This is a genomic window from Cloacibacterium sp. TD35, from assembly GCF_028864635.1.
Lineage (GTDB): Bacteria > Bacteroidota > Bacteroidia > Flavobacteriales > Weeksellaceae > Cloacibacterium.
Genome location: NZ_CP104850.1, coordinates 35805 through 49884, shown reverse-complemented (window position 1 = coordinate 49884; position 14080 = coordinate 35805). Strand labels below are relative to the sequence as shown.

Genomic DNA, 14080 nt, shown 5'->3' with positions numbered 1-14080 from the left:
ATAGTTGGATGCTGTAAGCGAGATGTTTACTAACTTTGAAACTTGAAATAAAATTATGGAAGTATATATAGATTTTTTAGAAATTGGTGATTATGAGGATTTTTATACTCAACTGAAAGAAAAATTACCTTTACCAGAGCATTTTGGGGATAATCTCGATGCGCTTTTTGATGTGATTACAGGCGAATTAGAAACGCCACTTCATCTAGAGTTTGTCAATATGAGTGTAGAGCAATTAGAAATTTTCGAAGATTTATTGACCACTTTAGAAGATGCCGAAGATGAGGTAGAAGATTTTAGTTTTGCTTATTATCTGGAGCAATATGAAGATGAGGAGTCTTAATTTACGATTTTACATTTAAAAAAATTAAATAAAAAACGCCCCGAAATTCTTCGGGGCGTTTTTATTTGTATATGAACTTGATTTACATTAGCTCATTATTTTAAAAGAGTAGTTAAATCTACACCTTCTACAGTTGACCAGTTTCCACCAGTGATAGAAACTTTAGTTACCGCAGAATTGGTAATTGTTTTTGGAGCAGTAGAAGTGAATCCAGAATAACCCCATACTCCAGCGTTGTCTGAATCTACAACATTAATTGGAGTTACAGCAATTTTTCCAGCGATTACTTGGCTTACATCCGTTGGTGAATCTTGGATAAGAACAGGATATGCTTGTTTTCCACCAGTGTTTTTGTAACCTTCCATGTAAACATTTGAAAATTTACCATTTCCATGTTTTTTAAATTGAATTGCTGAGATTTCAGAAGAACCAGCAACTTCTGGATTAGTACCTGCCGCTCTAATTAATGTAATACCAGCTACTTTAGGGAAGTTTGCATCTGCATTGTTAGAAGATTCTATTTCCATACCGAAGTTACCTGTTCCTGTTTGGTAAGCGAACCAATTGCTGTTGTCTTGTCCGTACCAACCGTCTTGCCAGTCGTAAGAATCATCAAAATTTCCGTAAGAAATGAAGTTTTTAGCAGAAACAGTTCCTCCAAAAAATTCTACACCGTCATCTGTACCTTTGTAAGAAACTATGTTTTCTACAATAGTACCAGAACCTACCGCATAGAAAGTAATATTGTTAAATTCTGAAGTTCCGTCTCCAATTTTTTTACCACCATATTCTACTCTTATATATCTGTATACTCCTGAGTTAGAGCCTACATCAGTACCACCATAGATTTGATTTAATCCATCTTCAGAAGTTGCAGTAGAACCACCTCCGTTAGCTTTGATAGGAGCATCACCGTAGATTGTGATACCACACCAATCTCCTGGTTTTTTAGATTCTGTAGTAAAAACGATAGGTTCAGTAGCAGTACCTTCCATATATGCTTTTGCACCTTTTAAGATGATTAAACCACTGGTTGTAGTAGTTTTAGCATAAAAAGTAGCTCCTGGTTCTATAGTAAGTTTTACTCCGTCAGTTACTCTTACTAGTCCGTCTATATAATAAGTTCCTTTTTTGATGGTCAAGTCTTTAGTAATTGTTCCAGAAAGTGTTCCAGAACCAGACATTACAGAACCAGTAGTAGTTCCAGAACCATCTGTAGTAGGTTTGTCTGCATCTTCTCTGATTTCTACAGTACAAGATTGTAATGATACGGTGAAAACTGTAGCTAAAGCTAATAATTTGAAAATGTTCTTTTTCATATTAATTGATAATTTTTATTTTTACTTATTTATTAAAATTTAATTCCGAAACTTAAGTTGTAAGAAATTCCTTTTTTATAGTCTTCTAACAATAAGTTTGGAGTTGAGATATTAATGGTGCTTTCGTCGCCCATTTTTAGTTTGTATGTTTGGTTAAGGATATTATAAACTCCGAATTTCACATCTACTTTTTTAGAAAGTTCAGATTGGAATATGAAATCTAACTGATGGAAAGGTTGTTCATAAACATGGTCTAATCCTCCGAAACCTACTGCATAGATTTTCTTAGCAGAAGTATTGTAAACCAAAGAAGCGGTTCTCTTTAAGTTATTAGAATTTTTGAAATCATATTTTAAATCTACATTCAGCATCCACGGAGCTGCACCTTGTAATCCTCTTTTTTTGCTGAAATTAGTTTCAGATTTTTGAGCATCAGATTTTTCTACATCAGAATAGATGTAAGTGAAATTAGCTCCAAAATTTAATCTGTTTAGATTATCTGAAATTCTTCCTAAGTTAAATGTGCCTTCTAATTCTAACCCTGCAAGTTTTGCTTGTTTAGCATTAAAGAAAGTAGTAGTGGTACCATTAGAGTTTGAAGAAGATATTAAACTTCTTTCGATGGCTCTGTCTACGATTTTTCCGAAAAAGTTAACTGCAAAAATTTCACTTGATTTAGGGAAAATCTCATATTTTAAGTCAAAGTTATAGTTCTGACTATTGTCTAGACCTTTAAAATCATTGCCAAAACTGGTATTCGGAATATTGTAGTTCCCCAAGATAGTATTGTTGTCTGGGTTAATATATTCTATAGGCATGGTTTCGATAAGAATAGGTCTTGTAATCGTTTTACTTACCGCAAGTCTTAAATTAGATTTGTTATTAAGCGCTTTTTTAACAGAAAGTGAAGGCAAGAAATAATTTTGATTCTTGGTAATGTTTCTGAAACTACCATTGATGTTATCTGTAATCAGTTTATATCTGGTAATGGTAATGTTGTTTTCTGCTCTAATTCCTGCAAGAATATCCCAAGATTTATTAGGCTTGAAATTTAAATTCGCATATCCAGCATTTACAAACTGATAAAGGAAAGCTTTGTAGTTAGGTTGAGCACTTTCTTGCCATTGGAATTTTCCATTAGCATTTGCTGTAGCAAAACTGCTGTCTGGAGAATCTATGTTGATAATATCTTGAACCCCAGTTGTTGTAGAATAGATAAAACGATAAGACATGGTTCTGCTGTCTGCAAAACCGCTATAACCAGCAGAAATAGTAACAGGGTAGTAATTGTCTTCTTGTTTTTTGCCAAGATTTACTTGGTACTCTGCCATTGCAGAAAAATAGTTTACTCCACTTAAATCAAGATATTGTCTGATTAAGTTGTTTCCACCGTAGCTCATTAATAATTGATTGTCACCCGTTCTGAAACCATAAAAAGTTTTTCTGTCTGGCTGTTGGAACCAGTTGTTTACCCAGCTTCCACCAGCTTTAAACTGATGTCTGTCTCCTAATTTTTGTGAAACCAATAACTGTACATCTGTTAACCTAGAAAGGTCTTGCTGGTTAGTACGGAAGAACATGATATCTTGGTCCTTATTATCTCTGTAACCATCATAATCTTGAATTTGGTTAAAAGAGTTTTGTAAGAAAGTACCGTTTAAATCTACTTTAGTTCCAGCTTTTTTATAGCTTAAACCAATTAAAGCAGTAGATTGGATATTATAATTGTATTCTCTTTTGTAAAGTTTGTTTTTGTAAACTCCGTTAGTGTCAAAAGTGTTATCGTTTCCTTCTTTGTAGTTATATTCAGTACCTTGAGTAAGATTAAAAAGGAATCCTAAATTTCCACCATTTTTAAATTTTAATCTTTGTGAAGTAGTAAATCCTATGGATGTATTAGGAAGTGATTTTACATTGTCTACATTCCAGGTATCTTTAAATGAGGTGTTAGGAATGTAAGCTCCACTCGGTCTGTAACCATTTACTTCTACAGGAAGTTGTCTGTCTTCAGCATTTAAGCCAATGAAACCAGACATGTTATTAGCGTTTTGATTAATTTTAAAATGATTTCTAAAAGTGCTTATAGAATTTACACCTACCGAAAAATCCATTTTAGTAAAAGAATTCTCTGGAACTAAAGTTTCAATATCAAAGGTAGCTCCTGCGAAATCTCCATAAAGATTGGCATTGTAGGTTTTATAAACATCAAATTTTCCTACAATGTCGGTAGGAAATTGTTTTAATTCAATAATTTTCTGGAATGGGTTATTAGATGGAGTTGCTAATCCGTTTACCAAAAGTGAATTATATCTCTCTTCTAATCCTCTCACGAATAAACCTCTAGATTCTACAGTGTTTATCCCTGTGATTTTGGTGAGCCCTTGTTCTAGGTTAGAAATTCCTTTTCTAGAAATCTCTTCTGCACCAATAGACTGTTTCTGTACAATAGCTTTTCTTTGTTCACCTAAGATAGCGCTTTCAGATTTTTTATTGGTATTGCCTCTCAATTGAATTCCTTCTATTACTTTTTCAGAATTGGTTTTTGTAGAGTCTGTTTTAGTAACTTGAGAAAAAATCACTTGTTGCGATGCCATTAAAAATAGTGCTGCTAAACTTATTTTTCTAAAATTCATTTTTTTTACTTCTTATTTGGCGCAAAGAAAGAAAGAAACACAGCCAAGTCTGGTTTAGCTAAAATTAATTTTGTTTTAAGAAATCTTTACCAAAAATTCTTTTATGTTAAATTATTGTGAAGTTTTAAATAATTATGTTTCCAATGTAAATTTTCATTAATTTTGAGAGGTTAAAATGTATAGATGAAAGGAAAAAAGATTCTTTTAATAGATGATGAACAAGATATTTTAGAAATCTTGTCATACAACCTCGAAAAAGAAGGATATCAGGTTTTTACGGCTAACAATGGCAATGAAGGCATCGTTAAAGCCAAAGAAATTATCCCAGATTTAATCTTACTAGATGTAATGATGCCAGAAAAAGATGGGATAGAAACGTGCCAAGAAATGCGTCAAATAAAGGATTTGCAAAAAACACTTATTGTCTTCTTGTCAGCCAGAAGCGAAGAGTTTTCTCAGTTAGCAGGTTTTGATGCAGGAGCTAATGATTATATTGTGAAAATTATCAAGCCAAAAGTTCTTATTTCTAAAGTTAATGCACTTTTACAACTCACTACTCAAGTTGCAGAACAGTCTAAATTAATAGAATTGGGCGACTTGGTGATTGATAAAGATAATTTTAAAGTCACCAAAAATGGCGAACATTTCTTACTCCCGAAAAAAGAATTTGATTTGCTTTATCTTCTAGCCTCTAACACCCAAAAAGTTTTTAAAAGAGAAGAAATTTTAGACAAAGTTTGGGGAAATGATGTAATCGTAGGAGAGAGAACCATAGATGTACACATCAGAAGGTTGAGGGAAAAATTAGGAGATAATTCTATCCAAACACTCAAAGGAATTGGCTACAAATTAGTAGTGTAAATCTAGCGTTTTTCTCAGAAAATGTGATATGAAAATCAATAGACTTTCTCTTTTTGCAGCATGTATTCTTACTTGTGCCATGACAATAGTAGCCTTGGCTTTCAATTATGTACAGCAAATAGTGATTGCAGATACTCACTCTTTTTACTTTTATCTAAGCATCAGTCTCGTTTTTATTGCATTACTCAATTATTTCGTTTTAGAATTACTATTCAATTCGTATGGAAAGAAACAAATCAAGCGAATTTCTGATATTCTTCCCGAAAATATTCTTCAAGAAGAAGAAAATGTAAATTTTCAACAGTTAGGAGAGAGAATCCAAAAAAACGTTTCAGAAATCGACATGATGAAAGAAATGGAAGATTACCGAAAAGAATACATCGGTAATGTTTCTCATGAGCTGAAAACACCACTTTTTTCTATTCAAGGTTATGTAGAAACTCTGAAGGATGGCGCGGTAGAAAATCTTAACATCAGAGATAAGTATCTAGAACGCATCGGGAATTCTGTAGAGCGATTACTGAACATCGTCACCGATTTAGACCAAATTTCAAAATACGAAGCTGCAGAAATTTCTATCAACTATTCTGTTTTTGATATCAATGCTTTGACAAAAGAAATCTTCGATTTATTAGAAATCGAAGCGCATAAAAAATCTGCAAAATTAGTTTTGCAAACCTCGCAAACTGCTATTATGGTAAGAGCAGATAAGCAAAAAATTTCTCAAGTACTTACCAATCTTATTTCAAACGCCATTCATTATTCTAATAGGGAAGAAGCTTTGATTAAAGTAATCACTAAAACTGAGCAAGAAAAAGTGAAAATTATCGTGCAAGATAACGGAATGGGAATCAAGCCAGAAGTCTTGCCTAGAATTTTCGAAAGATTCTATAGGGTAGAAACCAGCAGAAACCGTAAAGACGGCGGTTCTGGGCTAGGTCTTGCCATCGTAAAACATATTCTAGAAGCTCATCACCAAAGTATTACTGTAGAAAGCAAATATCTAGAAGGAACACTCTTTACTTTTTATCTAGAAAAAGCTTTGTAGTATTAATAATTTCTGTATATTGGCACCAGAAAACGCTGGGAATTTAATAAAAACTTTTTTGAATAAAAATTTATTTTTTTAGAAAGTCATATTTCTTTTGTTTTATCTTTGTAACCGAAATTTTAAACATCAAAATCAATAAAAATACTTTAATACAATTAGCTTCTAAATATTAGTAAAAAGTAAAATATGGTTTATAAAATTAGAGTAATTCTAGATTCAAAAGACAATATTTTTAGAGATATTGAAATTAAAGAAAAGCAAACCCTTTGGAACTTACATAATGGGATCAAAAGTGCTTTCAGTTTGCAGGGTGACGAGTTGTCTATGTTCAGTATTCTAGATGAAGAAGGAATGGAGGTGAAAACCGTTCCACTAGAAGATATGAGCGATGATGGAGACGGAGAAATCATGTCAGATGTTTACCTCATGGAAGCCTTCCAAGAAGTAGGAGACAAAGTGCAGTTTCAGTATGGTCTTATTGATTTATGGGAATTTTTCTGTGAATTAGTAGAGATTATAGATGAAAAACCAGCAGTAAATTATCCAATTACCGTTTTTAGATTTGGTAATGTGCCATTAAAAGCTCCAGGAAAATCTGGTGGCGTTTCTGGCAAAGCTTCTGTTGCCGCTGCTTTCATGGATGATGATTTTGCAGATTTAGACGCAGATTTTAAAGATGATTTTGATGACGAGTTTGCTACGGAAGACGAAGACGAAGATGATGGTTTTGGCGATGATTTCATCGATGATGAAGGTGATGATGATTAAATAATATTGAAATTTATGATAAAAATCCGGAAAACTTTTCCGGATTTTTTATTGGTTTTAGCATACAATCACTACATTTGTTTCGCTAAAATTTCAACTATGAAAAAGCTTTTTTTATCTGCAATGTTAGGCTTGTCACTAATCTCTTGCACCGCTTTACAAAATCAGAAAACAATGACAACTGACTGGAAACATAACACCAACATTTATGAAGTAAACGTAAGACAATTTTCTAAAGAAGGGACCTTCAAAGCTGTAGAAAAAGAATTACCAAGACTTAAAAGAATGGGTGTAGAAACACTTTGGTTTATGCCAATTACACCCATCGCTCAAAAAAATAAAAAAGGAACGCTTGGTAGTCAATATGCTGCACAAGATTACACCTCTATCAATCCAGAATTTGGGACTTTAGAAGATTTTAAAAGTGTGATAAACGAAGCCCATAAATTGGGTTTTAAAGTAATTATCGATTGGGTGGCGAATCATACAGGATGGGATCATGTTTGGACCAAAACTCATCCAGATTTTTATTTGATGGATCCTAAAACCAATGATTTCCAAATTGCTTCTGGAATGGATGACATCATAGAACTCAATTATCAGAACCCAAAAATGCGTGAAGCCATGATTGAAGCCATGAAATATTGGGTAAGAGAAACGAACATTGATGGATTCAGATGTGATTTAGCTTCATGGGTAGAAGTAGATTTCTGGCAACAAGCAAAACCTGAAGTAGAAACCATAAAACCACTTTTTTGGTTAGGAGAATATGATGAATTAGACAATCCAGATTATGCTACAGTTTTTGATGCGAGTTACAGCTGGAAATGGATGCACCTTACCAAAGAGTTTTATCAGAAAAAATTACCACTTACAGATTTAACGAATCTATTATCACAATATTCTACCATCGGAAATAAAAGCATGAGAGCTTGGTTTACCACCAATCATGATGAAAATACATGGAACGGAACAGAATATGAAAAGTATGGCGAAATGGCCAAAACTCTAGCCGTGTTTTCTGCAACTTGGAATGGAGTTCCGCTGATGTACAACGGTCAAGAATTACCATTATTAAATAAGAGACTAGAATTTTTCGAGAAAGACCCAATTCCTTGGAATGGGGAAAATAAATTAGAAAATTTCTACAAAAAATTATTCGAGCTTAAATCTAAAAACCCTGCTTTGAGAGGAGGCGATGACCAAGCAACTACCCAAATTTTGCAAACCAGCGCTCCAGATCAAGTACTTGCTTATATTAGAAAAAATGGAAATGATGAAGTTTTGGTAATCCTTAATTTATCAGATTCTCAACACTTGAAAGTACAGATTTTAGACGAAACGGTAAAAGGAAAATTCAAAAGTATTTTCTCTGGTTTAACTACAGATTTTGATACAAAACCAACTATAGAAATGTACAAATGGGAACATATTGTTTTCGAAAAATAAATAAAATATAAAATCTTAGATAATAGGGTTTGATGTTAAAAATAATCAATAGAGTCGGGCTAAAGTCCGACTTTTTAATAAGTAAATCATTAGGGCTTTAGCCAAAAATTAAAAGATGAATAAAGCTGAACTTTTAGAACTGGTAAAGCAAAAAATTTCTGAAAAAATACAGAAATTAGAACAATTCATTGCCGAAACCAGAGCTTCTAATAATGATACCAAAAGTTCTATGGGAGACAAGTATGAAACTTCCCGAGAAATGCTTCAGCAAGAAATTAATAACCTTCAGCTTCAACTGAATGAACAACTGAAATCTCAACAGGTTCTTAAAAATATTCAGCCTATTTCTCATAAAACCGTCAATTTGGGAAGTTTAGTGGAAACAGATAAAGGCAAATTTTTTATTGCAGTTTCTTTAGGCGAATTGAGTTTCAATCAAGAAAAAATATTCATCATTTCAGCAGAATCGCCATTAGCAAAAGCCATGAATGGTAAAAAATCTGGTGAAACATTCATTGTGAATAACTTAACTCAATTCATCAAAAATATTTGGTGAAATTTTCTTTAATTTGTAGAAGTCAACTCAGAACTTAGAACCAAGAATATTGAACTATTATGCAAAACTACTTAGATTTACTCCAGCATATTTTAGACCACGGAACCGATAAAACCGATAGAACAGGAACGGGAACCAGAAGCGTTTTTGGTTACCAACTGCGATATGATTTGTCTAAAGGGTTTCCTTTGGTAACGACCAAAAAAGTGCATTTGAAGTCTATTATTTATGAATTGTTGTGGTTTCTAAAAGGCGATACCAATATCAAATATCTTACGGATAATGGGGTCTCTATTTGGAATGAATGGGCAGATGAAAACGGAAATCTTGGTCCAGTTTATGGAGCACAATGGAGAACCTGGGAAGGAAAAGATGGAAAAGTGGTAGACCAAATCGTAGAAGTAGTAGAGCAAATAAAGAAAAATCCAGATTCTAGAAGACTCATCGTTTCTGCTTGGAATGCAGCAGAAATTCCAAATATGGCTCTAGCGCCTTGTCATGCATTGTTTCAGTTTTATGTGGCAGATGGAAAATTGTCACTACAATTGTATCAAAGAAGTGCTGATGTATTTTTAGGCGTCCCTTTTAATATTGCGAGTTATGCATTGCTTTGTATGATGGTGGCGCAGGTTTGTGGTTTAGAAGTGGGAGATTATGTGCATACTTTCGGAGATGTTCATATTTATAACAACCATTTTGAGCAGGTAAAATTGCAACTTTCTCGTGAACCTAGAGCATTGCCAACTATGAAACTCAATCCAGAAATTAAAGATTTATTTGATTTCGATTTTGAAGATTTTACGTTAGAAAATTACAATCCACATCCTGGAATTAAAGCGCCAGTAGCGATTTAAATGATAATTCATTAAATATTTGAGAATCAAAATTTATTTCCTCTAAGATTTAGGGAGTAAATTTTGATTTTTTTTAGGATTTTGCCAAAGTTAATTTTAGAATAATTTTAACTTTGGCAAAGTTTTTATACGTAACAAAGAGTACATAAATGGGACTAATTAACCGAAATACAAAATTTTAGAATGAAGAAACTACTCATTGCAGCCTTATTTTTAGGGCTTTTTTCTACTGACAATTACACTTTTGCACAAACCGAAACTTCTGGCAGAACTGGTGTTTACAGAGCTACTCATACCAAATCTACAGAACTGAAACACACCAAATTGCGTGTGAATTTCAATTTTGAAAAAGAGCAAATGAACGGAGAGGCTTGGATTACTGCTTCACCTTTTTTTTATGCTTCTGATGAATTGGTTTTAGATGCTAAAGGAATGATTATTAATGAGGTAGCATTAGAGAAAAATGGTGCAAGAACTCCTTTGAAATATGATTACAAAGAAGATACTCTAAAAATTTCTTTGGATAAAACTTACCAAAAAAATCAAGATTATACGGTTTATATCAAATATGTAGCGAGACCAAATGAAGTAAAACAAAAAGGTTCTGCTGCAATTAATGATGCAAAAGGACTTTATTTCATCAATGCTCAAGGAAAAGATGCAGATAAACCTACACAAATCTGGACTCAAGGCGAAACAGAATCTTCTTCTTGTTGGTTTCCTACTATAGATAAGCCTAATCAGAAAACCACGCAGGAAATTTACATGACGGTTCCTAAACAATATGTAACCCTTTCTAACGGGATTTTAAAAAGTTCTGAAAATTTAGGTGAAAACCTGAGAACGGATCATTGGGTAATGGACAAAAAACACGCTCCGTATTTATTTTTCATGGGAGTGGGAGAATATGCCGTGATTAAAGATAAATGGAGAAATATAGACGTAGATTATTATGTAGAAAAAGAATACGAACCGTATGCGAAACAAATTTTTGGGAATACTCCAGAAATGATAGAGTTCTTTTCTAAAAAATTAAACTATGATTTTCCTTGGCAAAAATATGCACAGATTGTAGGTAGAGATTACGTTTCTGGTGCTATGGAAAACACGACCGCAGTGATTCACGAAGAATCTGCACAGCAAAAAGCGGGCGATTTAGCAGACGAAAACAAATGGGAAGATGTAATCGCTCACGAATTATTCCATCATTGGTTCGGAGATTTAGTAACCGCAGAAAGTTGGAGTAATCTTACTGTAAATGAGAGTTTTGCAGATTATTCAGAATGTCTTTGGAACGAATACAAGTACGGAAAAGATGAAGCCGATTATAAAAGATTAAAATCTCTCAAAAATTCTAAAGCAGACCCAAGAAATTTTGGTAAAGATTTGGTGAGATTTAATTATACCGATAGAGAAGACATGTTTGATGGCGTTTCTTATAATAAAGGAGGCGGAATTCTACACATGCTAAGAAATTATTTGGGAGATGAAGCGTTTTTTACTGGACTTTCAGATTATCTTAAAACCAATGAATATGGAACTGGAGAAGCGCATCAACTGAGACTTTCTCTAGAAAAAGTTTCGGGAAAAGATTTAAACTGGTTCTTTAATCAATGGTATTTCGGGAAAGGTTATCCGAAGTTAGAAGTAAAATCTACTTTTGACCCAATGAAAAAACAAGTCACCGTGAATATTGCTCAAACCCAAGAAGAAAAATTTGAGTTTCCATTGTCTATTGATGTCTTAGAAAACGGTAAAATTTCTAGAAAAGATATTTGGGTAACCGCAAAAGCGAAAAATGACTTCGTTTTTGATGTGACTAAAAATCCTGAATTGATTAATACAAATCCTGAAGGTTTATTGCTCAGCGATATTAAACAAGACAAAACCCCAGAACAATTATATCTACAATACACTACTGCTAAAGATTTTTACAGCAAATACACGGCAATAGAAGAAGCCAAAGATCAAGTTTCTAAAAATCCGTTTGCAGATAAATTATATGCAGCAGCTTTGAAAGATAAGTTTTACAGAAATAGATTATTAGCGCTAGAAGGTTTGCCAGAAGATCCAAAATCATTTTTAGCAGATGTAGAAAAATTAGCGCAAAATGATGAGAAAAATTTGGTAAAAGGAGCTGCAATTGGCGTTTTAGCAAAGACTAAAAACCCTAAATATCTACCACTATTTGAAAAAGGAATCAATGCTGTTTCTAATTCAGTAAAAGGAAATTCACTTTCTGGAATTGCACAAGTTGCTCCTGAAAAAGTGGTAAATTATGCTGAAAAAATAGATTTGGAAAGCGCTTCGGAAGATTTAGTGATGACGCTTTTGCCAGTGATTGTAAAAAATAAAATTACTAATCAAATGCCAAATATTGCCTCTCTTGTAGCGTTTTATCCTTTTATTGAGTTTCAAAATCCTAAATTAGCAGCACCTGCAGAAGAAGGCTTCAATTGGATTATGGATTCTGATAATACAAAAGCAGTACACAATCTTACGAAAGTTTTAGGACAAGCGAAAAGTCAAATTGGCGATAATGTACAAGCGAAAATGATGATTGTGCAAATGCTGAAAAAAGGGTTAGAAAGAAAGATGAAACTATTTAGAGAGAATCCTTCAAGCACTAGTCTAAACACTCAAATAGAAATGCTGAATAAAGCGATTACTTCTTACAGCAACTAATTAATTTTTTCTAATAAATTAAAGCCCTTTTACATTTTTTGTAAAAGGGCTTTTTGATGTTAAAAATTATTTAGATTTAAAATAAAAAACAAAATTCTTAGTATAATTCTTTTGTCAGGAATTTTCAACTCGTTAAATTCGTACAAAAATTGAGGAATTATGATGAAAATCGGAATCGAAGCGGCAAGTTTTTTTGTGCCAAGTTTATATTTAGAAATTAAGGATTTAGCCGAAAAAAGAGGAATAGAGCCTGCAAAACTAGAAAAAGGTTTAGGGCTGAAGAGGATGGCTTTTCCAGATGTACATGAAGACGCAGCTACTTTTGCCGCAGAAGCACTTTTAAAATTAATACAAGATTATAAAATAAATCCCAAAGAAATTTCTAGAATTTATCTAGGAACAGAATCTGCGCTAGATGCTGCAAAACCTACTGCTACTTATGCCATGCAAATGGTAGAAAAAGAGCTAGAAAAAGAATTTGGAGCAAGATGTTTCAAAAATTGTGACGTAATAGATATGACTTTTGCGTGTGTAGGTGCTGTAGATGCGCTGCACAATTCACTAGATTTTGTAAGAGCGAATCCAGAAAAAAAAGCCATTGTAATTGCTTCTGATTATGCAAAATATGAATTGGCTTCTACTGGTGAATATACGCAAGGTGGTGGTGCAGTTGCATTTTTGGTTTCTGCAAATCCTACACTTTTGGAAATTGAAAATAAATTTGGAGTAGCTACAGAAAGCGTTTTTGATTTTTTTAAGCCAAGAAGAGAAACTACTAAAGATTTGGTACAGAATTTACCGGATAGTTTCGCAGACAAAGTAGAAATTTTTACAGATGAGCCTGTTTTTGACGGTCAATATTCTAACCAATGTTACCAAGATAGAATTAGAGAAGCTTATCAACACTACAAAGAAGAAAGCGGAAGAGAGAAACCTTATGAAAATTGGAGATTTTTGATTTTTCACCTTCCGTATGCATTCCACGGGAAGCGATTATTCACTGAAATTTTTGGTATAGAAAACGGAATGAATACCGCAAGCTCTGATGATATTAAAGCCATCGCTCAAACAGATGAGTATAAAAATTTAGTTGCTGAAAAAATAGAAATTACGCAACGTGCAAGTTCAGAAATTGGGAATATGTACACCGCTTCTATTTTTATGGCATTGCTTTCTGCTTTCCAAGTTTCTTATGAAAATGGGGAAGATTTAGCCGGAAAAGAACTAGGATTTTTAGCCTACGGAAGCGGAAGTAAATCTAAAGTTTTTGCCGGTAAAATAGGGAAGGAATGGAAATCTGTGGTAGAAAAATGGAATATTTTCGAAGTGCTGAATCAGCGCAGAGCAATAGATTTTGACACGTATGAAAATCTCCACCGAAAAAAACTCGGTACTTCTGTAAATCCAGATTGGAAAGGATTTGGATTGGTAAAAGTAGAAAAAGAAAGCCCAGTTTTAGTGGGAGCAAGATATTACGAAAGAAGATAAAAAACGAGCCGAGAATTTTCTCGGCTTTTTTTTAATAAACATCTCTTTTTTTCGTTTTTAATTAATAATTTTG

11 protein-coding genes are annotated in these 14080 nt (G+C 33.2%); 9 read left to right on the top strand and 2 right to left on the bottom strand.

Annotated elements, in window-relative coordinates:
* Window positions 1-52 precede the first annotated feature (52 nt).
* Window positions 53-343 (top strand): barstar family protein, encoded by a 291-nt coding sequence (locus tag N7277_RS00180; protein ID WP_274780840.1) that lies wholly within the window; start codon window positions 53-55, stop codon window positions 341-343.
* A gap of 95 nt (window positions 344-438) precedes the next feature.
* Here the strand turns inward: N7277_RS00180 and N7277_RS00175 are convergent, their stop codons facing one another.
* Both N7277_RS00175 and N7277_RS00170 read right to left on the bottom strand, forming a co-directional pair.
* Window positions 439-1662 carry a hypothetical protein gene (locus N7277_RS00175; protein ID WP_274779779.1) on the bottom strand — a complete coding sequence of 408 codons (1224 nt, stop codon included), beginning with the start codon at window positions 1660-1662 and terminating at the stop codon, window positions 439-441.
* A 32-nt stretch (window positions 1663-1694) separates the two neighbouring features.
* Complete coding sequence (locus N7277_RS00170) at window positions 1695-4295, bottom strand: TonB-dependent receptor plug domain-containing protein (RefSeq protein ID WP_274779778.1); 2601 nt, start codon at window positions 4293-4295, stop codon at window positions 1695-1697.
* A 183-nt stretch (window positions 4296-4478) separates the two neighbouring features.
* Here N7277_RS00170 and N7277_RS00165 point away from each other — a divergent pair, with 183 nt between their 5' ends.
* From N7277_RS00165 to N7277_RS00130, 8 genes are all read left to right on the top strand, one after another.
* On the top strand, window positions 4479-5156 hold the full coding sequence (locus tag N7277_RS00165) for a response regulator transcription factor (RefSeq protein WP_274779777.1): 678 nt from the start codon (window positions 4479-4481) through the stop codon (window positions 5154-5156).
* 28 nt (window positions 5157-5184) lie between these two features.
* Window positions 5185-6204 carry a sensor histidine kinase gene (locus N7277_RS00160; RefSeq protein WP_274779776.1) on the top strand — a complete coding sequence of 340 codons (1020 nt, stop codon included), beginning with the start codon at window positions 5185-5187 and terminating at the stop codon, window positions 6202-6204.
* 189 nt (window positions 6205-6393) lie between these two features.
* The gene (locus N7277_RS00155; RefSeq protein ID WP_274779775.1) at window positions 6394-6975 is read left to right on the top strand and encodes an IS1096 element passenger TnpR family protein; all 582 of its coding nucleotides are present in this window, start codon (window positions 6394-6396) and stop codon (window positions 6973-6975) included.
* A gap of 99 nt (window positions 6976-7074) precedes the next feature.
* Entirely contained in the window at window positions 7075-8424 is a 1350-nt protein-coding gene (locus N7277_RS00150; RefSeq protein WP_274779774.1) for an alpha-amylase family glycosyl hydrolase, read from the top strand.
* 115 nt (window positions 8425-8539) lie between these two features.
* Window positions 8540-8980, top strand: a complete 441-nt coding sequence (locus N7277_RS00145) for a hypothetical protein (RefSeq protein ID WP_274779773.1) — start codon at window positions 8540-8542, stop codon at window positions 8978-8980.
* A gap of 59 nt (window positions 8981-9039) precedes the next feature.
* The gene (locus N7277_RS00140; protein WP_069797779.1) at window positions 9040-9834 is read left to right on the top strand and encodes a thymidylate synthase; all 795 of its coding nucleotides are present in this window, start codon (window positions 9040-9042) and stop codon (window positions 9832-9834) included.
* A 183-nt stretch (window positions 9835-10017) separates the two neighbouring features.
* Window positions 10018-12519, top strand: coding sequence for a M1 family metallopeptidase (locus N7277_RS00135; RefSeq protein ID WP_274779772.1), 2502 nt, complete (start codon window positions 10018-10020; stop codon window positions 12517-12519).
* Between the two features lie 162 nt (window positions 12520-12681).
* Entirely contained in the window at window positions 12682-14007 is a 1326-nt protein-coding gene (locus N7277_RS00130; RefSeq protein WP_274780839.1) for a hydroxymethylglutaryl-CoA synthase family protein, read from the top strand.
* Window positions 14008-14080 lie beyond the last annotated feature (73 nt).

Coding starts and splice junctions, on each gene's coding strand:
- N7277_RS00160 (WP_274779776.1), top strand. CDS start 5,185: ATGAAAATCAATAGACTTTCTCTTTTTGCAGCATGTATTCTTACTTGT.
- N7277_RS00140 (WP_069797779.1), top strand. CDS start 9,040: ATGCAAAACTACTTAGATTTACTCCAGCATATTTTAGACCACGGAACC.
- N7277_RS00155 (WP_274779775.1), top strand. CDS start 6,394: ATGGTTTATAAAATTAGAGTAATTCTAGATTCAAAAGACAATATTTTT.
- N7277_RS00165 (WP_274779777.1), top strand. CDS start 4,479: ATGAAAGGAAAAAAGATTCTTTTAATAGATGATGAACAAGATATTTTA.
- N7277_RS00130 (WP_274780839.1), top strand. CDS start 12,682: ATGAAAATCGGAATCGAAGCGGCAAGTTTTTTTGTGCCAAGTTTATAT.
- N7277_RS00145 (WP_274779773.1), top strand. CDS start 8,540: ATGAATAAAGCTGAACTTTTAGAACTGGTAAAGCAAAAAATTTCTGAA.
- N7277_RS00150 (WP_274779774.1), top strand. CDS start 7,075: ATGAAAAAGCTTTTTTTATCTGCAATGTTAGGCTTGTCACTAATCTCT.
- N7277_RS00175 (WP_274779779.1), bottom strand. CDS start 1,662: ATGAAAAAGAACATTTTCAAATTATTAGCTTTAGCTACAGTTTTCACC.
- N7277_RS00170 (WP_274779778.1), bottom strand. CDS start 4,295: ATGAATTTTAGAAAAATAAGTTTAGCAGCACTATTTTTAATGGCATCG.
- N7277_RS00135 (WP_274779772.1), top strand. CDS start 10,018: ATGAAGAAACTACTCATTGCAGCCTTATTTTTAGGGCTTTTTTCTACT.